This is a genomic window from Flavobacterium columnare, assembly GCF_014844295.1.
In the GTDB taxonomy this organism is placed as follows: Bacteria; Bacteroidota; Bacteroidia; order Flavobacteriales; family Flavobacteriaceae; genus Flavobacterium; species Flavobacterium columnare.
This window is the reverse complement of sequence record NZ_CP054494.1, coordinates 1,923,011-1,945,994: the sequence shown is the minus strand read 5'-3', so window position 1 is coordinate 1,945,994 and position 22,984 is coordinate 1,923,011. Positions and strand designations below refer to the sequence as shown.

The window sequence follows — 22,984 nt, the reverse complement described above, 5'->3', positions numbered from 1 at the left end:
ACCATTTTAATAACTCATTTCTATAATGGCTCTTACTTTCTCAGGTGTAATGTTTTGTTTTTCTCCTAGTCCTTTCCATCCTCTTTCTTCAAAACGATTTACAATTACAGAAGCTGTTTCTGAATAATTTTCCGTGTTTTCAGACAAACGAGTAAGCATTCCCATCGTGTGAAAAAATTCAATTGTTTTTTCAATTGCTTTTTGAGCAATTTCATCATCAGATCCTGTTAAATTCCAAACTCTCTTTCCGTATTGAGTTAATTTTTCCTTTTTAGTATCAAACATTACTTTATACAAATTAGGTCCAATAATTGCTAAAGTTCTTGCGTGATCTATTTCGTACAAAGCCGTTAACTCGTGACCAATCATGTGAGTAGCCCAATCTGAAGGGACTCCTTTTTGAATCAAACCATTCAATGCCATGGTACAACACCACATAAAATTAGATGCTAACTTATAATCTGTTGGATTTTCAACTACAGAAGGACCTATTTCAACTAAAGTTTGTAAAATACTTTCCGCTATTCTATCTTGTAGCATACCGTCATGTGGATAAGTCAAATATTGTTCCATAACATGTGTAAAAGCATCTACTACACCATTTTGTAATTGGCGCTTAGGTAACGATTCTATTACAGTTGGATCACAAATGGAAAATACTGGAAATAAAGCACTACCTCCTAAAGTTAGTTTTTCTTGCGTTGCTTCAATAGTAATTACAGCACCCGAATTCATTTCAGATCCAGTAGCAGGCAAAGTTAAAACTGTTCCAAAAGGAATTATCTCATTAAGATCCTTGAACAATATTCGCTGACGAAGAATTTCTACCTCATCCCCCTGGTATTTAACAGCTCCTGATATAAATTTAGTCCCATCTATTACACTACCACCGCCAATAGCTAGGATAAAACCTATATTTTGTTCACGAATAACTTGAACCGCTTTCATCAAAGTCTCAAAACGAGGATTAGGCTCTATGCCTCCAAACTCAACTACCTCAAATTCCTTTAAAGCCGTTTTTACTTGATCGTAAATCCCATTTTTAAAAATACTTCCACCTCCATAAGTAAGTAAAATCTTAGTGTTTTGAGGCACTAATTCTGTCAATTTTTCTATTTGACCTTTCCCGAAAATATAATTTACAGGGTTGTATAACTCAAAGTTTGTCATGTTTTTTTATGTTTAAAAGCATAAAATTAGAAAACAATCTATCAGAAATATTATAAAATAAAGTTAAATCTTGACAAATCTTGACCCAAAAATTACAAACCTCTGCAAGACAAATAATTAAAAGCGCTAAACAAGATTAATCATTCATTTAAAAACAAAAAAAATCAATGCAAACAACAGAAAAAGATCAACTTATCCCTTTTTTATAGGCAATAAAAAACAGCTTTTTCTTTTACTAATTGCTCTTCATACTCTATAGATTTCAAAACTCAAAAACAGTAAAAATATAGAACGTTTTATTACTCCTATAAAAGCATGAGCTTCTATCGTATACTATTTTAAAAAGAACTTCTTAAAAATAAAAACATATTTTCTACTTTTGCGTAAAAATAACGCAAGATATGAGTATCTCACAAAACATACGAATAGCCGTTGACGGAGTTGTTTTTGCTTATGCAAATTCATCCTTATATGTATTGCTAATCCAGCAAAAATTTGGAACTGATAGATTACACTGGGCATTACCTGGTGGATTAGTAAAAGAAAATGAGTCATTGATAGATGCTGTAAAACGAGAACTCAAAGAAGAAACCAATGTTACCGTAAATTACATCGAACAACTTTATACTTTTGGTGATGATATTTATCGTGATTCAAGAAACCGTGTCATTTCAGTTGCTTACTTTGCTCTAGTAAATCCCTCTAAACTAAAACTCATAGCTAATACTGATGCTGATGCTGTAGCATGGATTAAAATAAACGAAATACCTAAACTTGCTTTTGATCACAATAAAATTGTAAACAAAGCCCTTGAACGCTTACAAGCTAAATTAACCTACCAACCCATCGGATTTGATTTACTCCCCCAAGAATTTTTATTTTCGGACTTAGAACATTTATATACATCTATCATAGGAAAAGAAATTGATCGACGTAATTTCAGGAAAAAAATTCTCAGTCTAGGCTTTATTGAAGAAACAGATCACATACATCATCCCAAATCAGGTCGCCCAGCCAAATTTTTTAAATTTAATGTAGCTAAATACGAGGAACTTTCTAAAGACGGTATGGTTTTCGAAATTAAGTTTGCTTAAAACATCTATATTTAATATACATAAAGTATTGAATTATTTAAAAATTCAGAACAATTGTATTTAAAAAATTACCACAGATACACAGATTAAAATCACTTAGGAAGTGTATGCTGATATTTATTTCTACCAAGTAGAAAGCTATTGGATTAATTTAAGAAGACGAACTATTACAAAATCTGTGCATCTTTCACAAATAAAATTTTTCCATTGTAGCAGGTAATACAATTCTTAAAAAACATTTATATGTTTTAAAAAATGTCATCTGTTCACCTATAAGCATCTTAAAAATCGACTTTGCGTAAAAAAAACACAAAATATTTTGTCAATAAAAAAATACATCTTATATTTGCGTAATATTAACGCAAACTTATAAAAATATGTTCGTATTAAATTTAGATAAAAGCTTTACTCCCTTTAGAATACAAAACCAAATTGAATGTCAAACATTCACTTTTTCTGGAGGAGAACCCCATATAAAAATTCAACCGTTTGATACCACTCAAAAAGTGATTATTACACATCGTGCAAATAGTTTTAACGATTTTGGATTAATCATTTTAACGATTGATGCCCTAAAAAGAATGGATGTAAAAGAAATTGAACTTTTCATTCCCTATTTTCCAGCAGCCAGACAAGATCGTGTGATGATTCCTGGCGAACCACTTTCGGTAAAAGTATATGCTGATATCTTGAACACTTTAAACCTTTCTAAAGTATATGTGTTTGATGCGCATAGCGAAGTAACTCCTGCGGTACTTAACAATTGCCAAGTCATTACCAATTATAAATTTGTTGAAAAAGTAATTGAAAACATAGGGCAAGAAGTAATTTTAATTTCACCCGATGGCGGTGCTTTAAAGAAAATTTACAAAGTATCTGAATATTTAGGTGGTGTCGAAGTGGTTGAAGCCAGCAAAAGCCGAGATGTTAAAACAGGGAAGCTGAAAGATTTTAAAGTATATACCGATGATTTACAAGGAAAACCTTGTTTAATTGTAGATGATATATGCGACGGAGGCGGAACTTTTATCGGATTAGCCGAAGCATTACAAAAAAAGCAGGCTGGCAAATTATATTTGGCCGTAAGCCACGGAATTTTTAACAAAGGATTCGATCAATTACAAATTTTTGAAAAAATCTTTACAACCAATTCTTTTAAAGATTTTGAAGAAGAAAAAGTTCAAACGATTAAGATTGAAATAGAATGAAATACACAATAGAAAATATAGATAAAAATCTGAAGTTCCTTTTCTTTTGGGGACATCAACCTTCAAAAGATGGAAGTATAACCAAAACTTGTTTTAGTCAATGGTGGCAGAGTTCATTTACTGTGGACGGGATTACCTATCCCACTGCCGAACATTGGATGATGGCACAAAAAGCAAAGTTGTTTAATGATGAAGAAATGTTTGATAAAATCATCAAGGCAAATTCTCCTCATCAGGCTAAAAAGCTAGGTCGATTGGTGAAGGGTTTCGACAATGAAATTTGGAATGCGCACCGATTTGATATAGTAGTTCAAGGGAATTACCATAAGTTCTCTCAAAATGAAGCATTGAAAGAATTTTTACGGAATACCAATGACAGAATCATAGTAGAAGCGAGTCCTGTGGATAAAATTTGGGGTATTGGTCTAACAGGTGATGATTCAAAAGCAGAAAATCCAAGATTATGGAAGGGTTTGAATTTATTGGGATTTGCATTGATGGAAGTGAGGGATAGATTAAATAATAAGTAATGGAAACAACTTTTTACAACCCACAAATATTTGTTATAAAGGATTTTTTAACACCAGCCGAATGTCAGTCGTTAATTGCTACTAGTGAAGTCATTGGATATGAAGAAGCCAAAGTTCAAACAGGTTTACACACGCAAACGATGCTAAAAGGAGTGCGTAATAATGATCGTATTTTATTTGAAAACCCAACAATGGCTGAGGAGTTGTATCAAAGAGCGTTGCCACATTTGACTTGCAAAATAGGTAATTATAGTATGATTGGTTTTAACGAAATGTTTCGTTTTTATCGATACGAAGTTGGACAACGATTCAAAATGCACCGTGATGGTAGTTACGAACGCAATGAAAATGAACGAAGCTTCTTCACTTTCTTAGTATATCTGAATGATGATTTTGAAGGAGGTGCAACCGAGTTTGAAGATATTGTTACCGTTCAATCCAAAACAGGTGATGCGCTAGTATTTTATCATCCGTACCGTCACGAAGGAAAAATACTTGAATCAGGAAAAAAATATGTATTGCGCACTGATATAATGTTTAGAAAAGAAGAAGAATAGTAAAAATAACATACAATTTGTCACTCCGATCTAAGGAGGAGTCACGTAATCTAGTTAAAAGCAAGTAGATGATACATTAAGTCAGCTATTCAAGAAAAGTTTATAAAAATTAAAAAACTTGCAAGCCTTGCGTTCTGATAACTATCGGAGTTGCGGTAAAAAAAAATGAAACGCACACTTCTTAAAGCAGACATCACAACAATACAAGCCGATGCCATTGTCAATGCAGCTAATACCTCTTTATTAGGAGGAGGCGGAGTAGATGGTGTCATTCACAGAGCAGGAGGCTCAAAAATCCTGGAAGAATGCATTCAAATAAGAAACAGACAAGGAGGATGTGAGGTTGGGCAAGCCGTAATAACCACTGCGGGAAATTTACCTGCTCAGTATGTAATTCATACCGTAGGTCCTGTATGGAACGGAGACAAAGAAGAAAAGAAAGCACTTTTGGCGCATTGTTATAAAAATGCTTTAGACTTGGCTGAGGCACACCTATGCAAAACCATCGCATTTCCCAACATCAGCACAGGAATTTATCGTTTTCCAAAGAAAGAAGCAGCTAGTATAGCATTAGAAACCATATATTCTTATCCTTTTAAAAATATAGAAGAAGTGCTTTTCGTTTGTTTTGATGATGAAAACTATGAATGGTATAAAGAAATGATATAAAATTAAATTCAACAGAGAAGCAGAGAACTTGAAAAACTTCGTCTGACTTCGTGAAAAACCGGCTCACATAAAAAATATGGGGAGTAATTGTAAATTGCGACAAAAAAAGTAAATGGATTTTTCGATACTTTCTGCTTTTCTACCCGAAGAATTATTATGTCATTTTGATATTGTTGATTTTATAGAATTAGGAGATATTCAAACAAAAAAGGATTGCTTTTATATCTATCTTGATGAAAAGAACATTATTCCCGAAGGTTTCATTTCAGAGGAATATGAGTCAAAAGGCTTTTGTGAGCGTACTTTGATACAAGATTTTCCAATACGAGGAAAGGCTGTTTATTTAGGTATCAGAAGACGTAGGTGGCGAAATACAGTAGATAAGTCAGAAATTAAAAGCGATTATTCTTTTATTGCAGAAGGTTCCAAATTAACTGTTGAACTTTCGGATTTTTTAAAAGGTACAGGTAGAGACCCGAGAAGATACGATAAGTAACATTGCCAGTTATTATGGCATTAAAGCTGATTTACTGCGAAGACATTACAAAAAAAGAATCAGTGGTTTTACAAGTTGGAAACAGTTAGAACATGCCGAAAATTATCTGATTTACCCCGAAAATATTGGGGAGAATTTAAGTATTGATGAAGTAAGTTTGTCAAAAGGTGAACTTTATACTTTTGTAACCAATAAACAAGGAAGAGGCAAAAAGAAATCCTTAGTGGCGGTTATAAAAGGCACCAAAAGTCAGGACATTATTGATGTGGTTACTAAAATTCCACTTTCGCATAGAAAACAAGTAAAATCGATAACACTTGATATGGCAAACAATATGCAATCAGCATCAAGAATGTGTTTTCCTGAAAGTTACCTTGTCACAGACCGTTTCCATGTGGTAAAGTTGGTAATGGAAGCTCTCCAGCATTTAAGGATAAAATATCGCTGGGAGGAGATTGAAAAAGAGAATCAAGCTATCAAAAAAGCAAAGGAGCAAGCAATAAAATACATTCCAATAACTTTTGAAAACCAAGACACACCCAAACAACTATTGGCTCGATGTCGTTATATCATTGCCAAGAAACCCAACCAATGGACAGAAACCCAAAAAGTGCGAGCCCAAATATTGTTCCAACATTATCCTCTAATACATCAGGCATATAAACACACCCAAGAGTTTAGAAATATTTATGAATACACCTCAAAAGAAGAGGCTAAACAAAAAATATTGAATTGGATATCCAAAACCAAAGAATTAAAAATGACTGTCTTTAATACCGTTGCCAATAGTTTAAATTATCATTTGGAAACAATTGCAAACTTCTTCGTAAAAAGACATACAAACGCAAATGCTGAATCCTTTAACTCAAAAATAAAACTCTTTAGAGCTAATCAAAGAGGTGTGGTGGATACTAAATTCTTCCTCTTTAGAATGGAGAAACTTTTTGCTTAATCCCCAAAAAATTAATCTGAGCCGAAAAACCTTTGTGTAACTCTGTGTAACAAGAAAAAAAATGAAAAAGGATATTTTAATGGAAATATTGTAAATAAAGAACCTGAAAAATTGAATTATAAAATTAAATATCACAGAGAAATAACTGAGAGAAGCACAGAATTTGAAAAACTTCGTGAAAAACGTTGTGCAACTTTGTGTAACAAGAAAAAAAATGAACTTACAATTAAAAAAATATACAGAACAATTACAAGAATGGCCACAAAGCGGACACCATATTATGGCGCAATATGACGAGGAAAAAATAATCGTTTATCAATCGTACCGACCGGAAATTGGAAATTTTGCAGTTAAGAATCAATTTTTTGGTGGCGCTTTTAGCCTCGACCGAATGACGTGGATTAAACCCAATTTCCTTTGGATGATGTATCGCAACGGTTGGGGAACAAAAGAAGGACAAGAAGTCGTTTTAGCCATTCATTTAAAACTAGAAGCTTTCGAAAAATATTTGGAAAATGCTGTCTATTCTTCCTTTAATCAAGTAGAAGGTATGTCTATGGAACAATGGCAGGAAGCAGTAAAAACATCCAATGTTCGTTTGCAATGGGATCCAGATCACGACCCTTACGGAAACAAATTAGAAAGAAGAGCCATACAAATTGGATTACGAAACGAGTTTAGTCGGTCATTTGCAAAGACGGATATACTTCAAATCGAAAATATAAGCCCATTTGTAGCTGAACAATACGAATTCGTGAAAAAGAATGAATTAGAACAACTTATCATTCCTGAAGAAAAACCACTTCGGTTTAAAAATGAAGAATTGAATAAAAAACTAAAATTACAATGAACGAAAAAGATATAAAAAATATAAGCAAATTTTTGAGTTTAATACTCAGACATTCACCCGAAACCATACATCTAAAGTTAGATGAAAATGGATGGGCAGATGTAGAAGAACTCATTACAAAATCGAACAAAAATCGGAAAGCATTGGACTTCGAAACACTTCAATATGTTGTTCAAACTAATGAAAAAAAACGATTTTCCTTCAATGATGATTTAACCAAAATAAGAGCCAATCAAGGACATTCCATTTCAGTCGATTTAGAACTACAACCACAAACCCCACCGGATGAATTATATCACGGAACAGTGGCGAAGTTTATGGATTCCATTTTAAAAGAAGGATTGCAAAAGATGAGTCGGCAACACGTACATCTAAGCAAAGACAAAGAAACTGCAATCAAAGTAGGAAGCCGTAGAGGAGCAGCGATCATTTTAAAAATCAATACCCACCAAATGGTAAAAGATGGTTATCTGTTTTATTGTTCCGAAAATGGCGTTTGGCTAACCGATGAAGTACCACCAAAATATATTCAGCGATGAGAACACTAGTTTTTGGCGACATACACGGAGGACTTCGCGCCTTGGAACAATTGATAGAAAAAGTAGGAATTACTCCAACTGATAAATTAATTTTTCTTGGTGATTACGTCGATGGATGGAGTGAATCTGCTCAAACGGTAGAATATCTTATTCAATTAAGTAAAAAACACCATTGCGTTTTTATACAAGGAAATCACGATTTGTGGTGCGGACGTTGGTTGAACTTGGGAGTATCAAACCCTGTTTGGGAAGAACACGGTGGGAAAGCAACCATTCAGAGTTATATCCAGTCAGGTTTACTAGCTTCAGCTGAGCATAAAACTTTTTATCAGAATCTCCAAGAATACCACATCGACGGGGATAACCGTCTCTACATTCACGCGGGTTTTACCTCTATGCACGGAGTAGAAAAGGAAGAAAACCGATTGGATTTTTGCTTTGATAGAACCCTGTGGGAAATGGCTTTGACAATGGACAAACGAATCAAAAAAGATTCCAAATTGTTTCCAAAACGATTAGTACATTACCACGAAATTTTTATTGGACATACACCTACTCTAAATTATGATGTTGATATTCCTATGCAAGGTTGCAATGTTTGGAATATCGACACTGGAGCAGGTTTTTCTGGGAAATTAACCTGTATGGATGTTGCAACTAAAGAGTTTTGGCAAAGTGATATTGTATGGGAATTATATCCAAATGAAAAAGGGAGGAATTAAATGAAAACAATATATAAATCACCAGAGGAAATTTCCAAGCGAGATAAAAATAAGCCATCTATATTCTTAGCAGGATCCATAGAAATGAACAAAGCAATAGATTGGCAATCCAACTGTGAAGAAAAACTTTCAGACCAATATACTATTTTTAATCCTCGAAGAAAATCTTGGGATTCTAGTTGGGAGCAAAAAATAGAAAATCCCGATTTTAAAGCACAAGTCCTTTGGGAATTAAATGCTTTAGAAGAATCAGATATCATAATAATGTATTTTGCAGAAGACACAAAATCGCCCATTTCCTTATTAGAATTTGGATTATATGCAAAGTCAAAAAAAATGAAAGTAGTTGTAGATAAAGCATTTTGGAGAAAAGGAAATATCGATATTGTTTGTGAAAAATACGGAATAGAACAATTTGATAATTTAGATATTTTAATAAATTCGTTAATCAAAAGAAATCAAATTAAAGAGAATCAAGAAGTATTATAAAAAATGATTCACAGTATTTTTTACATACTTTGATTTATTATAAATTTAAAAACCAGCCCCAGCGGGGCAATATATAAGTAAGAAAGAGAAAAAGTAACAACAACCAGCCCCAGCGGGGCGATACATCACTATGGCGGACTCCTACACACAAATATACATTCAGATAGTAATCGTAGTAAAGCGAAGAGAAAACCTAATACAAAAAACTTGGAAAGACGAGTTATACAAATATATAACAGGAATTATCACAGAAAAAGGGCAAAAACTAATCCGAATCAATGGAGTAGAAGACCATATACATATATTAATCAGTTTAAAACCCAGTATGGCATTATCCGATTTAGTTAGAGATATAAAAGCCAACAGTTCAAAATGGATAAACGAAAAAGGATTTTGTAAAAGTAAATTTGAATGGCAAAACGGATTTGGAGGATTTTCCTATTCAAAATCAGCAATAGAAAATGTGATAAACTATATAGATAACCAAGAAGCACACCATAAGAAGAAAAAATTTAGAGAAGAATATATCGGATTTTTAAAGAAATTTGACATTGAGTTTAAAGAAGAATATCTTTTTGATTTCTTTGACTGAAAAGATGTCGCCCCGCTGGGGCTTTAAAATCAGTAGAGAGTATTCGAGTTAGGGAGATTTCGCTCCTCTGGAGCTAGAAAAACGCAGAATTAATAGAGAATTGAGAATTTTATTAAGTAAATCCATTCACAATTTATAAATATATTATCAATGGAAAAAAGTAATGCCACAGGGATGACATATCCCTAAATAATGTCTAGCAATACAACCCAGCTGGATGGATACATTTTAACACTAACATAACCAGCCCCAGCGGGACGACATATCCAACGAGTAACAAAATATCTAACACAAAAAAGCCCCAGCGGGGAGATATATCCATAACGAGCAACAAAATATCTAACACAAAAAAGCCCCAGCGGGACGATATATCCATAACGAGCAACAAAATATCTAAAACAAAAAAGCCCCAGCGGGACGATATATCCATAACGAGCAACAAAATATCTAACACAAAAAAGCCCCAGCGGGGCGACATATCCATAACGAGCAACAAAATATCTAACACGAAAAGCCCCAGCGGGGCGACATATCCAACGAGCAACAAAATATCTAACACGAAAAAGCCCCAGCGGGACGACATATCCATAACGAGCAACAAAATATCTAACACGAAAAAGCCCCAGCGGGGCGACATATCCAACGAGCAACAAAATGTCTAACACAAAAAAGCCCCAGCGGGGCGACATATCCAACGAGCAACAAAATGTCTAACACAAAAAAGCCCCAGCGGGGCGACATATCACTATGAACCCACTACTTTTAACAGACGGCTACAAAGTAGACCACCGTCGTCAGTACCCAAACAACACTGCGTTAGTATATTCCAACTGGACACCGCGTAAATCCAGAATAGAAGGGGTAAACGAAGTCGTGTTTTTCGGCTTACAGTATTTCATAAAGAAATACATTATCGAAGATTTTCAAACCAATTTCTTCAACCAACCTAAAGAAACCGTAGTGTCACGTTACGCCCGACGTATCAACAACTACTTAGGCGAAAACCAAGTGGGTACAAAACACATCGAAGACCTACACGATTTAGGCTATATCCCAATGGTTTTCAAAGCCCTACCTGAAGGAGTGAGTGTGCCTGTTCGTGTGCCAATGTTTACCATGTACAACACCAAATCCGAATTCTTTTGGTTGACCAATTATTTCGAAACCCTATTATCTGCCGTGGTTTGGTTGCCTTGTACCTCTGCAACAATTGCCAAAGAGTACAGAAAAGTACTAGGTACTTATGCACAAGAAACTTCTTCCATACCCGAATTTGTCGATTGGCAAGGACACGATTTCTCGATGAGAGGAATGGGCGGAATAGAATCAGCGGTAATTTCAGGAATGGGACACCTGTTAAGTTTTACAGGAACAGACACCATACCAGCGATTGATGCTTTGGAAACCTACTATAACGCCAATTCCGATGCTGAATTGGTGGGAGGATCCGTAGCAGCAACAGAACATTCCGTAATGTGTATGGGAACCACCGAAGGCGAGTTTGAAACCTTCCAACGTTTAATCTGTGAAATCTATCCAAAAGGAATTGTATCCATCGTTTCGGATACTTGGGATTTATGGAAAGTCTTAACCGATTATATGCCTCGACTAAAAGAAACCATTTTAAGTAGAGATGGTAAAGTAGTCATCCGACCTGATAGTGGGAATCCAGTGCTTATTTTATGTGGTAACCCTGATGGAAAAACTGAACAAGAACGCAAAGGAGTAGTAGAATTACTTTGGGATGTTTTCGGTGGAACGACTAACGCCAAAGGGTATAAAGAATTAGCACCACAAATTGGAGCCATATATGGTGATAGTATTACGGTTGAAAGAGCTACTCAAATTTGTGAAAAACTAAAACAAAAAGGATTTGCATCGACTAATGTCGTGTTAGGAATTGGCTCTTATACCTATCAATATAATACTCGCGACACCTTTGGTTTTGCGATGAAAGCAACTTATGGTGAAGTCAATGGCGAAGGACGCGAAATTTTCAAAGATCCAATAACAGATGACGGTACCAAAAAATCAGCCAAAGGATTAATGAAAGTGGTTTTGGAAAACGGAATATATCAATTAATAGATCAAGTTTCTTGGGAAGAAGAACAACAAGGCGAATTAAAAGAAGTTTTCCGTGATGGGAAATTGATTGTTGATGATTCATTGTCCGAAATTCGAAACCGAATTAAAAAATAAGTTTTTAACCACAGATGCAAATGGTATTCAATTAGTAATAATTAATCGTTTATTTGTCACTTCGATAAAAGGAGAAGTCACATCACGAATATTATGCGAATTACTTTGTCAATCTAAGATTGTTTTCAAATAAGGTGAAATAAAGTTATACAATTTGAATATTGAATATCTGTGCATCTGTGGGTTCATTATTTAAAAATAAAATTAATGGAAGGAATCTTATATGTTGAAAATTTCATTTCGCAACCCCAAAATCTATTTCATAACTTAGAAGGAATTACGTGGGACGAACGAATGATATCTCGCTATCCCAAAATCCAACACGGATCAAGATAGAATGAGTTTGACTTTTAGGAAGATTAAATAAAATGGAAATCAATATAGAAAAAGTCCAAAGAATTATTGATAAACAAATTGGTTTAAATCTTATTTAATTAGTATATTTGAATTTATAAATCAATTGCAATGCAAAAGATTTCATTTTTATTTTTTTAGGATGCACTTTGTTTTCACTCAAACTAGTTGACACAATTCAATAATGAATATAGTAACAATGAAAGAATGAGCCAAATAAACCAAATGGATCTAGACCTACACGAAGCACTCTAAAACTGCATTCTAATAAAGAAATAGCTAGCAGAGTAATGGAAAATCTTAAAAACAGATAATGAATTTGGATACTTTGCAAAAGATTGCTTTTAAAAACATTTTGTTCCAAAGTCTAAATGCACAAGGCGTAATTCTAAAATAAGAAGATTCTAACGAAAGTAAAAGCGAGGATATTTAAGTGATCTCTTAAAATACCGACCAAAAAATACTAAAGTTATTAAATTCAGATCAAAAATATATTTACAAAAAAATAATTGCAAGAGGATTCAAAAAGAAATAAAAGAAGCCAAACTTGCTATAACAACTAATCAATTTACAAATGTACAAACAACTTTTACTTAGTATTACTTTGGGTTTACTTATAAGTTCATGTGGAACTAATCCTTATAAAGAAAGTAATAAAATATACGCGAAACAACTAAAAGTTTTACAGCGAAAAATAGCCGAAAAAGAAGCTATTACTCTACAAAAAGTAGAGACTAGCACCACTTCTTTGGACACGCTTTATACGAAACAAATCAAAACCCTAAAGGATTCTATCTCTAAATCTAACCCAACTTCGTCAGAAAATATAACTACAGAATGGGTTGGAACCGTAAACTTTAATCTAAGGAAACCAAATTTTGTAATTATACATCATACCGCACAAGATTCTTTAAAACAAACATTGAAAACCTTCACATTGGCCAGTACAAACGTTAGTGCACATTATGTAATCGCAAAAGATGGAAAAGTGGTCCAAATGCTAAATGATTACTTAAGAGCATGGCATGCAGGCAGTGGAGCTTGGGGAAGAAATAGCGACATTAACTCTGCTTCTATTGGGATTGAACTTGACAACAATGGACTTAAACCCTTTTCAGTACAACAGATCAATAGCTTATTAGCTCTATTAACAAAATTGAAGAAAGACTATAATATTCCTACACAAAATTTCATAGGTCATTCTGATATTGCTCCAACTAGAAAAGTAGATCCTAGTGCTTTATTTCCTTGGCAATTATTAGCTGAAAAAGGTTTCGGAATCTGGCCAGATGCACCATTAGAAACTGCACCCGCAGATTTTAATCCCGAAATGGCTTTACGAATAATTGGATATGATACTAAAAATTTGAGTGCCGCAATCAAAGCGTTTAAATTGCATTATATCAAAACAGAAATTGACTCGGTTATAGATCAAAAAACATTAAATACTATCTATGCAATCTTTAAAAAACAGTAACAGTGTTATCTAAATAAAAAAGGAGACTGTCCAAAAAGTAATAAATCAACATTATGCGATTTCTGCCTTTAGTGGAAAGATTGCGAATTTTTTAGACAGCCTCTTTTTTATTATTACTTAATTTATTTCCTATAGAACAAATTATGGTCAATATATTCCCAAACTTTGTTAGGCAACATAGGGATTGCATTTTTTTTGTTTTTAATACTTTCACGGATAAATGTTGAGGATATTTCAATGACAGGCGCATCTACTCGGTGAATTTTAGGGTGAGCCACAAATTGACTATCTAGTATTTCCGAGTTTAATCTTGGATAGACATAAATATTATGATTTTCTAAAATATATTCGTAATTTTTCCATTTATGTAGTGAATTTAAATTATCCTCACCCATAATCAAGGCAAACTCATGCTGTGGATATTTTTCCTGTAAATGTGCCAACGTATTGACGGTATAATTTGGTTGAGGCAATTTGAACTCAACATCAGAAGGCTTGATTTTTGGGTAATCTTCTGTAGCTAAATGAACCATCTGCAAGCGATGATAATCATCTAACAACGAACTCTTCTGCTTGTGCGGATTGTGCGGGGTAACCACCATCCAAATTTGTTCCAAATCAGAATGTTCCGCCATGTGACTCGCAATAATTAAATGCCCAATATGGATGGGATTGAATGTACCGAAATATAGTCCTATTTTCATTTTTTATAGTGAAGAGTAATTAGTTTTTGAGAGTTTTATAAAAAGCATTAATCATTTTTGACTCTTCTTCAATTAACAATAAAATTTCATTGTACAAATCTATATCTGTAATGAACATAAGTTCTTTAGCGATAATAAGCTGTGTTTCTAACTCATTTAAAGAGCCTCTTGAAATATCAATAAAATGGCTAAAAGATTTATCCGTATTCCTCCCATAACCTTCTGCTATATTTGAAGGTATAGATACTGCTGCTCTTTTAATCTGATTAGTTAGAGAGTATAATTCTTCAGGTGGAAAAAATCTAGTCAATTGGTACACTTTTACAACCAATGTAATTCCCTTTTGCCAAATCAATAAATCTTTATAAGAATTAATACTACCCATAAAGCTATTAATTACTCATTACTTTTTACTAATCACTATTTGGATACAAACCCCTTCACCAATTCATAAGCCTCTTGTTTGGCCACATCTAAATCATAATTCTTGATAACGGTGTCAAACTGAGGAGCGGTAGCTAATTCTACGTGAGCTTTAGCAATACGCATATTGATTTTATCTTCGCTTTCTGTCGAACGTTCTTTTAAACGACGTTTCAATTCGTCCACACTAGGTGGCTTTACGAAAACGGCTAGAGTTTGTTCTGGGAATTTCTTTTTGATACGCAAACCACCAGCAACATCAATATCAAAAATCACATTTTTGCCCATCGCCCAAATGCGTTCTACTTCTTTTTTCAGCGTACCATAAAAATTATCTCGGTACACCTCTTCCCACTCGACAAAGTCTTCTGCTTTAATATGTTTTTTAAAATCTTCGATCGACATGAAGTAATAGTCTTTTCCATTTACTTCCTGTCCTCTAGGTTCACGAGTTGCAGCCGAGATTGAAAATTCTAAATTCAATTCGTCAATACCTAATAAGTGTCTTACTATAGTGGTTTTTCCAGAACCTGATGGTGCTGAGAATACGATTAATTTTCCTTCTTTGTTCATTTCAATAAAGTAAAAAGTGATTAGTAATTAGTGATAAGTTGCATTTTTTATTTGAATGATTTTGAAAAAGAATTTATCATTTTTGATTCTTCTGTTATTAAACACATAATTTCATTATACAAGTCCCAATTAGTTAGAAAACCTAATTCTTTAGTAATATCCTATAAAATGGCTAAAAGATTTGTCGGTATTTCTACCATATCCTTCACTTATATTTGAAGGAATAGAAATTACGGCTCTTTTCAACTGGCTTGTCAAAGCATATAACTCTTCTTGTGGAAATGTTTCTACCAATTGATACACTTTAACGACTAAAATAATACCTTTTTGCCAAATCAATAAATCTTTATAAGAATTAATGGTATCCATAAATTGACTTTTTACTTGGTCACTCTTTACTAATTATTAATTTTATAAAACATTCAATACTTGTTCTTTTATTTTCTCCAATTCATCTTTCATCATTACGACCAATTTCTGCATTTCAGAATGGTTGGATTTTGAGCCCATAGTATTGATTTCACGTCCCATTTCTTGAGTAATAAATCCTAGCTTACGACCATTAGCCTCGGTTCCGTTCAGCGTTTCTAAAAAATAATTTAAATGATTTCCTAAACGTACTTTTTCTTCTGTTATATCATATTTTTCTAAATAAAATATCAATTCTTGCTCAAAACGATTTTCATCTATGCTTACCTGAAGTTCATCCAAAGCAGTACGTAATCTCGTCTTTACAGTCTCTATACGTTCTGCATCATAAGCTACAGCACTATCCATTAGTTGACGAATATTTCCTATTCTCGTTTTGAATTCATTTTCAAGAGCGAGTCCTTCATCTTTTCTAAATTGATTAATATTTATCAATGCTTCGTTTACTGTTTTTTGAATTTCAGCCCATTCTGTTTCGTCTATTTCTTCCCTTTCTGTTTTTAAAGCATCTGGCATACGTACAGCCATTTTCATTAATTCAGTAGGGTCTGCATCAACAAGTATTTCCTTCATTTGTGCAATATAAGCCTTTATGATAGGCCCATTTATTTTAGAAGTAGTTTCTTCTCCTGTTACTTCTATATATAATGAAAAATCAACTTTACCTCTTTCCAAACTTTGAGAGATTTGATTGCGTAAGCCCAATTCCATTTCACGATAAATAGAGGACATACGAACATTTAGATCCAAACCTTTACTATTTAAGGATTTTATTTCAACGGTAATCTTTTTGGTCGGCAATTGTAATGTTGCCTTTCCAAACCCTGTCATTGATAGTATCATTCTTTTTTATTTGGTGCCAAAGATAATTATTTTTAGCCGTAGTTACAGTTTCTTATATAGTTTTCAGGCGTAATTTTTAAGTGATAAAAATCATTTTTTTAGATATTTAAATGGGGTAATTTGGTACAAATTAAAATGAATAAATACGAAATCGTATCAACAAAGAATTTGCTTCAAACAAACATCAATAGGAATATACGATTTTTAGCAATTAACTAAATAGGTATTTTTATGAAAAAAACAGTGTTTTTAATTCCTTTAATAATTTTCGTAGGATGTAAGAAACAAGGGCAAGAAGATTTTTCTAAATCCACTGAAAACAAACAGACAAAGAGTGAATTATTAATCAAATCTTCTAGTTTTTTTAAATCCATTTCTACGATAACAGAAGAACCTATTCCTGAAGAAAAAATTAATTTAGGAAAAAAATTATATTTTGACTCTTCCCTTTCTAAAAACGGAACGATTAGCTGTAATTCTTGTCATAATTTAGAAAATTATGGAGTTGATAATAAAGCGTTATCTTTGGGTGATACTAAAAAATTGGGTGGTAGAAATTCTCCTTCTTCTATTTATGCTTCATTACATTCGATGCAATTTTGGGACGGAAGAGCTAAGGATGTGGAAGAGCAAGCGGGTGGTCCTTTACTGAATCCTGTGGAACACAGTCTTCCTAGTAAAGAATTTCTGGAAAATAAATTACGTGAAAATACTGAGTATGTAACTTTATTTAAGAACGTTTATCCAAATGAAAAAGAACCTATTACTTTTTCAAATATTACCAATGCAATTGGCTCTTTTGAAAGAAAATTACATCCAAAAAGTAGGTTTGATTCATATCTAGATGGCGATGAAAAAGCATTATCAGATAACGAAAAAGAAGGGTTAAAATCTTTTATGGATAATAACTGTGTAATGTGTCATAGTGGAGTTGCTCTAGGAGGACAGATGATTCAAAAATTTGGGATTTATGGAAGCTATACAAACCTAACTCATAGCAAGAAGGTTGACAAGGGAGTTTTTGAAAGAACTCAAAAAACAGGTGATGAATTCATGTTTAAAGTACCTAGTTTAAGAAATGCTGAAAAAACGTTTCCTTACTTTCATGATGGTTCAGTTACTTCGTTATCAGAAGCTATTAAAATTATGGGAAAAATACAACTGAATAAAAATTTATCAGAACAAGAAATCAATAATATTGAAGCATTTTTAAAAGCGCTTACAGCAGACGTAGATCCAAAATATAAAAAAGCATAACGTATAGATATCATTAAAAATCAACCAAAGGGTGTCTGAAAAATGATTTATTTTTCAGACACCCTCCTTTTTTGCGTTACAAGATATACCCCTATAAAAATTAAAAACGCAGAGCCTACCTTTATCCAACTCAATTCATCTTTCCCTAATCCAATAGCAAAAAGGGTTGCAAAAAAGGGCTGTAAGTAAATAAAAACAGCCACAGTAGTTGGTTTTAACTCACGCATTGATACTAAATTTAAAAGATAGGTCAAAAAAGTTGAAAACACGACCACAAAACCTATTTTTAGAAATGCAACGGTCGGAACATTTGACCATTCTACAGTTTGAAATTCATTCCATCCAAACGGAATAACCATCAAAAATCCGAATAGGTAAATCCATTTTACAAATGAAAAAGCATTATACTTATCCATTAATTTCTTAACAATAATCAGATAAAAACCATAAGAAACGGCATTAACAAATACTAAAAAATTCCCTAAAGTAGCATTAGAGGCGTTTTTTAAAGATTTTCCATATACTATAAGCGTTATAGTACCTGCTAACCCCAAAAGAATCCCCAGTATTTTTTGATTTTCCATTCGTTCTTTCATAATAATTGCTGAAAGAATTAATACAATCATAGGAGTGGTCACCATCAAAACAGCTCCCATAATAGGCGATGTGTAACTCAATCCTTTAAAAAAGGTCAACATATTAAAAGCCACTCCAAAAAAAGAGGCTGCTATAATTCTTGGAAAGTCTTTTTTATCAATTTTTTCTGTCTTTACAAATAACGTTGTTAACCAAAACAATACCATTGACCCCGCAACACGTAAAAAGATAAAACCAAAAGCATCAATATGTTTCGGCATTACATCTTTAGCAATAGTAAAAGTTACACCATAAATGATAGCTACACACCAAGCAGCAACCAACGCCCAAATTCTTTTAGTCATTATTTAAAAAGTTTACAACCTCGGTTACTACTTTAGCGCTATTTCCTACAAATATTTTTTCATCAACTAAAATCACAGGACGCGATAAAAAAGTATAGTGTTCTAGAATGTATCTTTTATAATCTGTTTCTGTTAAAACTTCATTTTTTAATCCCATTTCTTTATATAAAGTAGCTCTTTTACTAAATAAAATTTCATAATTACCTGCTAATTCCTTCATTTCATCAACTTGTTGAACTGTTAACGGTTCTGTCTTTATATCTTGTAAAATAAAAGTATCTAATTGTGGCAATGATTTAAGGATACGTTGACACGTACTACAGGTTTTAAGATAATATATTTTTCTCATAAAAATCTTTTTTGCAAAATTAAGGAAGTAAATTTTAAAGTCGTCTTATACTTTTTAAAAATATCGTCTGTAGAATAATCTTTTCTAGAAACTTGTTTTTTTAAAACTTCTCAAAAGAATTATTTTATAAATTTGATTATCAAAATTATATGCCACGTGGAAAATATATCGAATATTGCTCTTTTTGCCTTGCAATTTGTAAATCAAACTCATAGGAGTGTTTTTTTAACAGGAAAAGCAGGTACTGGAAAAACTACTCTACTAAAGGAAATTATTGCTACCTCTCATAAAAACACTGCAATAGTTGCTCCTACTGGAATTGCTGCTCTTAATGCCGGTGGAATTACTATTCATTCGTTATTTCAGCTTCCTTTTTCGGGATTTATTCCTGATTATGTTTCTGGTCATTTACAAAATGAATCTATCCGTTTAGAAAACAAAACAAGTTTAGATAAATTATTTAAGATGAGTGCTTCTAAAAAACAAGTACTTCGCAGTCTTGAATTATTAATTGTAGATGAAGTTTCTATGCTACGTCCTGACGTATTAGACGCAATGAATTTTATATTACAAAAGGTGCGCAGATCTGGTCAAGCATTTGGTGGTGTACAATTGCTCTTTATTGGTGATTTATGGCAATTACCTCCCGTAATAAAACAAGAAGAATGGCATTTTTTACAAAAGTATTATCAAGGTTCGTATTTCTTTTATTCAAAAGTTTTGCAAGATGAACCTCCTTTATATTTAGAATTAGATAAAATTTATAGACAAACAGATCATTTATTTATTGATATACTCAATAATTTAAGAAATAACACCATTACCTCACAGGATCTATTGATATTAAATAAATACGTCCAACCCAATTTTGATATAAAAAAGGATAAAGGCACCATAGTTATTACAACGCATAATGCCAAAGCAGACCGTATAAACAAGGAGGCTTTGGAGGCTTTGAGATCAGATAGTGTTTTTTACAAACCCCAAATTATAGGCGACTTTCCCGAAAAAATGTACCCTTTAGATTCTATTTTAGAGTTAAAAGTAGGAGCTCAAGTAATGTTTATAAAAAATGATGTTTCAATCGAAAAACGTTATTATAATGGAAAAATAGGCGTCGTTAAATCCCTCTCGAAAGAAGAAGTTTTGATAACATTTCCTGAAGAAAATAAAACCATAGAAGTTGATTTATATACATGGGAAAATATTCGTTATGAATTAAATAGTGATACACAAGAAATTGAAGAAAAAACAGAAGGAACTTTTAGCCAATATCCATTAAAATTAGCTTGGGCCATTACGGTACATAAAAGTCAAGGATTAACTTTTAAAAAAGCAGTATTGGATGTATCATCTGTATTTGCTCCAGGCCAAGCTTATGTAGCTCTTTCTAGATTGGAAAGTTTGGATGGATTAACACTGCTAAGACCTATTGAATTACATGGAATTCCATCTGATCAAGCCGTAATTAATTACGCTCAACATAAGGCTAATATGGCTATTTTATCCAATACATTAAATTTAGAAACTAAAAATTATTTACTTACAGAAGTTATAAAAGCTTTTAATTGTCATGATATAACACAATTATGGCGTAATTTTTTATTTTCATTCAAAGAAGAATTACCTAATTCTCCTAAATTAAAATACAAATCTTGGGCAGAAAAAGTACTAAAAGATTTATCAGAACTAACTGAAACTTCTAAAAAATTTATTTCTCAATTACAAAAAATAGGAAATCAACCAACCGTAGATATTGCTTTTTTAAACGAACGAAGTCAAGCAGGGTATCTATATTTTTTAAATAAATATGATATACAGTATAGTGAATTGTTATTAAAAATAGTAGAAATAAAACAACTAAAAAAGATAAAAACATTTATAGACGAATTATTACTTTTAGAAGAAGCACTCTTAAAAACCATTTTAAGGTTAAAAAAAATGCGCTTACTACTTAAAAATACACAAGAGGGAATTCCTCTTTCTAAAAAAAGTATGCAAACAGATGATATGCTGTATTACAAAATCAATAAAGTGGCACAACTTTCAGAACAATTCAAGCAAATTACAGGTCTTATTGATCAAGAATATACTCCTAATCTTTCTAGCAGTTCTAAAACTAAAAAGAAAGACAACAATGAAATAAAACAAAACACAATAGAAATAACACTTAATTTATGGAAACAGACTAAATCTATTCACGAAATTGCTAAAGAGCGAAAACTTACGAATCAAACCATTTATAACCATTTTTCTAAATTAATTTTAGAAGGGCAAGTTCAATTGTCTGATTTACTTCCATTGGAAAAAATAAAAGAACTCGAAATTGCTTTTGAAGGATACCAAGATGAAAGTTTAGGTTTATTAAAAGAACAGTTTGGAGAACAATTTACATGGGATGAATTAAGATTATATATAGCAGCTATAAAAAAGAATAAAAAAGATTTAACAATGCAATAATTTCTTCAGAAGTATTATACGAATGCAAACAAAAACGCAAACGTTCTTGTCCTTCAGGCACCGTAGGAGATAAAATAGGTTTTACATCAAACCCTGCTTGTTGTAATTGAGTAGCCAACCATTTCACTCTATCATTTCCCTGTATTATAGCACACTGTATAGCTGATTTACTATACACAAATAAAGGTTTTATTCCTAACATTTGTTTTTCTTGGTTAAAGCAAATGATATTCGCTTTTAAATTTTCAATCACTTCGGAATGAACGGTTAACATTTTATATGCTGTATAAATAGTAGCCACAGCATGTGGTGTAAGCCCTGTAGTGTAAATAAAGCTTCTAGTAAAGTTAATCATATAATCTTTTAACTTTTGAGAACCTAAAACAGCTGCACCATGACATCCTAGTCCTTTTCCAAAAGTTATAATACGGGCAAAGATCTTATCTTGCACCCCTAATAGTTGAGTTAAGCCTTCACCATGATCCCCAAAAACCCCCAAAGCATGTGCCTCATCTACTACTAGAAAACAGTTGTATTTTTCAATCAAAGCAATCAATTCTTCTAAATTAGGCGAATCACCATCCATAGAATAAACAGACTCTATAACAATATAAATATCTGCTGTTTCTATTGGATTTTTTTGAATGAATCGTTCTAAATCTTCTAGATCATTGTGTTGGAATTTATAGGATTTAGCGTTGCTTAATCGAATTCCATCTCGAATAGAAGCATGACATAATTCATCATATAAAATTACATCTCCCCTTTGCGGAACACTTTCAAAAAAACCAACATTAGCATCATAACCCGAATTAAATATTAGAGCGGATTCTGCATTATGAAATTGAGCAATAAGGTCTTCTGTTTCTGTATAAAGTAAATGATTTCCTGTTAACAAACGGGATCCTGTTGCTCCATTTATTTTAATTTTTTTTTCGAGTAATAACTCATGTGTTTTATCAAAAAGGATTTCTGATTTTGAAAAACCTAAATAATCATTTGAAGAAAAATCAATTAAAGACGACTGAGCATTAAGTGTTCGCAAAGCATTAATTTCTCTGCGATGGGTGAGCTTATGTCCCAACTTATTAGGAAATTTAACCATAG

Annotated in this window: 27 protein-coding genes; 17 read left to right on the top strand and 10 right to left on the bottom strand. The window is 32.6% G+C overall.

Annotated elements, in window-relative coordinates:
- Positions 1–6: 6 nt before the first annotated feature.
- Complete coding sequence (locus tag HUE53_RS08475; RefSeq protein ID WP_014166647.1) at positions 7–1,170, bottom strand: iron-containing alcohol dehydrogenase; 1,164 nt, start codon at positions 1,168–1,170, stop codon at positions 7–9.
- Positions 1,171–1,571: 401 nt separating this feature from the next.
- Between HUE53_RS08475 and HUE53_RS08470 the strand changes: the two genes are divergently transcribed.
- The 12 genes from HUE53_RS08470 to tnpA all read left to right on the top strand — a co-directional run bounded on the left by HUE53_RS08470 (position 1,572) and on the right by tnpA (position 9,868).
- Entirely contained in the window at positions 1,572–2,264 is a 693-nt protein-coding gene (locus HUE53_RS08470) for an NUDIX hydrolase (protein ID WP_014166646.1), read from the top strand.
- 377 nt (positions 2,265–2,641) lie between these two features.
- A complete protein-coding gene (gene prs, locus HUE53_RS08465; protein ID WP_014166645.1) occupies positions 2,642–3,472 on the top strand; it encodes a ribose-phosphate diphosphokinase in 831 nt (276 codons plus the stop codon).
- Positions 3,469–4,002 carry an NADAR family protein gene (locus HUE53_RS08460; RefSeq protein ID WP_014166644.1) on the top strand — a complete coding sequence of 178 codons (534 nt, stop codon included), beginning with the start codon at positions 3,469–3,471 and terminating at the stop codon, positions 4,000–4,002. Before prs ends, HUE53_RS08460 begins: the two co-directional genes overlap by 4 nt.
- On the top strand, positions 4,002–4,559 hold the full coding sequence (locus HUE53_RS08455; RefSeq protein WP_192188417.1) for a 2OG-Fe(II) oxygenase: 558 nt from the start codon (positions 4,002–4,004) through the stop codon (positions 4,557–4,559). Before HUE53_RS08460 ends, HUE53_RS08455 begins: the two co-directional genes overlap by 1 nt.
- A 165-nt stretch (positions 4,560–4,724) precedes the next feature.
- Entirely contained in the window at positions 4,725–5,228 is a 504-nt protein-coding gene (locus HUE53_RS08450; protein ID WP_107317400.1) for an O-acetyl-ADP-ribose deacetylase, read from the top strand.
- A 112-nt stretch (positions 5,229–5,340) separates the two neighbouring features.
- Positions 5,341–5,724 (top strand): ISAon1 family transposase N-terminal region protein, encoded by a 384-nt coding sequence (locus HUE53_RS08445; RefSeq protein WP_014165862.1) that lies wholly within the window; start codon positions 5,341–5,343, stop codon positions 5,722–5,724.
- On the top strand, positions 5,717–6,676 hold the full coding sequence (locus HUE53_RS08440; protein WP_454951481.1) for an ISAon1 family transposase: 960 nt from the start codon (positions 5,717–5,719) through the stop codon (positions 6,674–6,676). The genes HUE53_RS08445 and HUE53_RS08440 overlap by 8 nt, the downstream gene beginning before the upstream one ends.
- A 214-nt stretch (positions 6,677–6,890) precedes the next feature.
- Positions 6,891–7,526: a DUF4291 domain-containing protein gene (locus HUE53_RS08435; protein WP_065213837.1), complete on the top strand. Its 636-nt coding sequence runs from the start codon at positions 6,891–6,893 to the stop codon at positions 7,524–7,526.
- On the top strand, positions 7,523–8,065 hold the full coding sequence (locus tag HUE53_RS08430) for an RNA 2'-phosphotransferase (protein WP_065213838.1): 543 nt from the start codon (positions 7,523–7,525) through the stop codon (positions 8,063–8,065). Before HUE53_RS08435 ends, HUE53_RS08430 begins: the two co-directional genes overlap by 4 nt.
- Complete coding sequence (locus HUE53_RS08425; RefSeq protein WP_077225497.1) at positions 8,062–8,787, top strand: metallophosphoesterase family protein; 726 nt, start codon at positions 8,062–8,064, stop codon at positions 8,785–8,787. Before HUE53_RS08430 ends, HUE53_RS08425 begins: the two co-directional genes overlap by 4 nt.
- Positions 8,788–9,276: a nucleoside 2-deoxyribosyltransferase domain-containing protein gene (locus HUE53_RS08420; protein WP_014166638.1), complete on the top strand. Its 489-nt coding sequence runs from the start codon at positions 8,788–8,790 to the stop codon at positions 9,274–9,276. It begins immediately after the preceding gene.
- A 130-nt stretch (positions 9,277–9,406) separates the two neighbouring features.
- Positions 9,407–9,868, top strand: coding sequence for an IS200/IS605 family transposase (tnpA, locus tag HUE53_RS08415; RefSeq protein WP_065213840.1), 462 nt, complete (start codon positions 9,407–9,409; stop codon positions 9,866–9,868).
- 196 nt (positions 9,869–10,064) lie between these two features.
- Here the strand turns inward: tnpA and HUE53_RS08410 are convergent, their stop codons facing one another.
- Positions 10,065–10,505 (bottom strand): hypothetical protein, encoded by a 441-nt coding sequence (locus HUE53_RS08410; RefSeq protein ID WP_192188416.1) that lies wholly within the window; start codon positions 10,503–10,505, stop codon positions 10,065–10,067.
- 110 nt (positions 10,506–10,615) lie between these two features.
- Here HUE53_RS08410 and HUE53_RS08405 point away from each other — a divergent pair, with 110 nt between their 5' ends.
- The 3 genes from HUE53_RS08405 to HUE53_RS08400 all read left to right on the top strand — a co-directional run bounded on the left by HUE53_RS08405 (position 10,616) and on the right by HUE53_RS08400 (position 13,898).
- Positions 10,616–12,067, top strand: a complete 1,452-nt coding sequence (locus HUE53_RS08405) for a nicotinate phosphoribosyltransferase (RefSeq protein WP_192188415.1) — start codon at positions 10,616–10,618, stop codon at positions 12,065–12,067.
- Positions 12,068–12,274: 207 nt separating this feature from the next.
- Complete coding sequence (locus HUE53_RS14455; protein ID WP_256380903.1) at positions 12,275–12,403, top strand: hypothetical protein; 129 nt, start codon at positions 12,275–12,277, stop codon at positions 12,401–12,403.
- A 592-nt stretch (positions 12,404–12,995) separates the two neighbouring features.
- Positions 12,996–13,898, top strand: coding sequence for an N-acetylmuramoyl-L-alanine amidase (locus HUE53_RS08400; RefSeq protein WP_192188414.1), 903 nt, complete (start codon positions 12,996–12,998; stop codon positions 13,896–13,898).
- A 122-nt stretch (positions 13,899–14,020) separates the two neighbouring features.
- Here the strand turns inward: HUE53_RS08400 and nadD are convergent, their stop codons facing one another.
- The 5 genes from nadD to HUE53_RS08375 all read right to left on the bottom strand — a co-directional run bounded on the left by nadD (position 14,021) and on the right by HUE53_RS08375 (position 16,870).
- The gene (gene nadD / locus HUE53_RS08395) at positions 14,021–14,602 is read right to left on the bottom strand and encodes a nicotinate (nicotinamide) nucleotide adenylyltransferase (protein WP_041253293.1); all 582 of its coding nucleotides are present in this window, start codon (positions 14,600–14,602) and stop codon (positions 14,021–14,023) included.
- Between the two features lie 19 nt (positions 14,603–14,621).
- Positions 14,622–14,987, bottom strand: a complete 366-nt coding sequence (locus HUE53_RS08390; RefSeq protein WP_014166634.1) for a four helix bundle protein — start codon at positions 14,985–14,987, stop codon at positions 14,622–14,624.
- Positions 14,988–15,022: 35 nt separating this feature from the next.
- Positions 15,023–15,598 carry a guanylate kinase gene (gene gmk / locus HUE53_RS08385; RefSeq protein WP_014166633.1) on the bottom strand — a complete coding sequence of 192 codons (576 nt, stop codon included), beginning with the start codon at positions 15,596–15,598 and terminating at the stop codon, positions 15,023–15,025.
- A gap of 150 nt (positions 15,599–15,748) precedes the next feature.
- Positions 15,749–15,967 (bottom strand): four helix bundle protein, encoded by a 219-nt coding sequence (locus tag HUE53_RS08380; RefSeq protein WP_014166632.1) that lies wholly within the window; start codon positions 15,965–15,967, stop codon positions 15,749–15,751.
- Positions 15,968–16,009: 42 nt separating this feature from the next.
- Positions 16,010–16,870 carry a YicC/YloC family endoribonuclease gene (locus HUE53_RS08375; protein WP_014166631.1) on the bottom strand — a complete coding sequence of 287 codons (861 nt, stop codon included), beginning with the start codon at positions 16,868–16,870 and terminating at the stop codon, positions 16,010–16,012.
- Between the two features lie 231 nt (positions 16,871–17,101).
- Between HUE53_RS08375 and HUE53_RS08370 the strand changes: the two genes are divergently transcribed.
- Positions 17,102–18,127 (top strand): cytochrome-c peroxidase, encoded by a 1,026-nt coding sequence (locus HUE53_RS08370; RefSeq protein ID WP_192188413.1) that lies wholly within the window; start codon positions 17,102–17,104, stop codon positions 18,125–18,127.
- 47 nt (positions 18,128–18,174) lie between these two features.
- Here the strand turns inward: HUE53_RS08370 and HUE53_RS08365 are convergent, their stop codons facing one another.
- Together HUE53_RS08365 and HUE53_RS08360 are read right to left on the bottom strand one after the other, a co-directional pair.
- Entirely contained in the window at positions 18,175–19,068 is an 894-nt protein-coding gene (locus tag HUE53_RS08365; protein WP_138425337.1) for a DMT family transporter, read from the bottom strand.
- Entirely contained in the window at positions 19,061–19,417 is a 357-nt protein-coding gene (locus HUE53_RS08360; RefSeq protein ID WP_077225502.1) for an arsenate reductase family protein, read from the bottom strand. The genes HUE53_RS08365 and HUE53_RS08360 overlap by 8 nt, the downstream gene beginning before the upstream one ends.
- Positions 19,418–19,573: 156 nt before the next feature.
- On the opposite strand from HUE53_RS08360, the gene HUE53_RS08355 reads away from it, so the two are divergent.
- Complete coding sequence (locus HUE53_RS08355) at positions 19,574–21,877, top strand: helix-turn-helix domain-containing protein (RefSeq protein WP_192188412.1); 2,304 nt, start codon at positions 19,574–19,576, stop codon at positions 21,875–21,877.
- On the opposite strand, the gene HUE53_RS08350 is transcribed toward HUE53_RS08355, so the two are convergent.
- The gene (locus HUE53_RS08350; RefSeq protein ID WP_014166626.1) at positions 21,840–22,982 is read right to left on the bottom strand and encodes an aminotransferase class I/II-fold pyridoxal phosphate-dependent enzyme; all 1,143 of its coding nucleotides are present in this window, start codon (positions 22,980–22,982) and stop codon (positions 21,840–21,842) included. The genes HUE53_RS08355 and HUE53_RS08350 overlap by 38 nt on opposite strands.
- Positions 22,983–22,984: the final 2 nt, after the last annotated feature.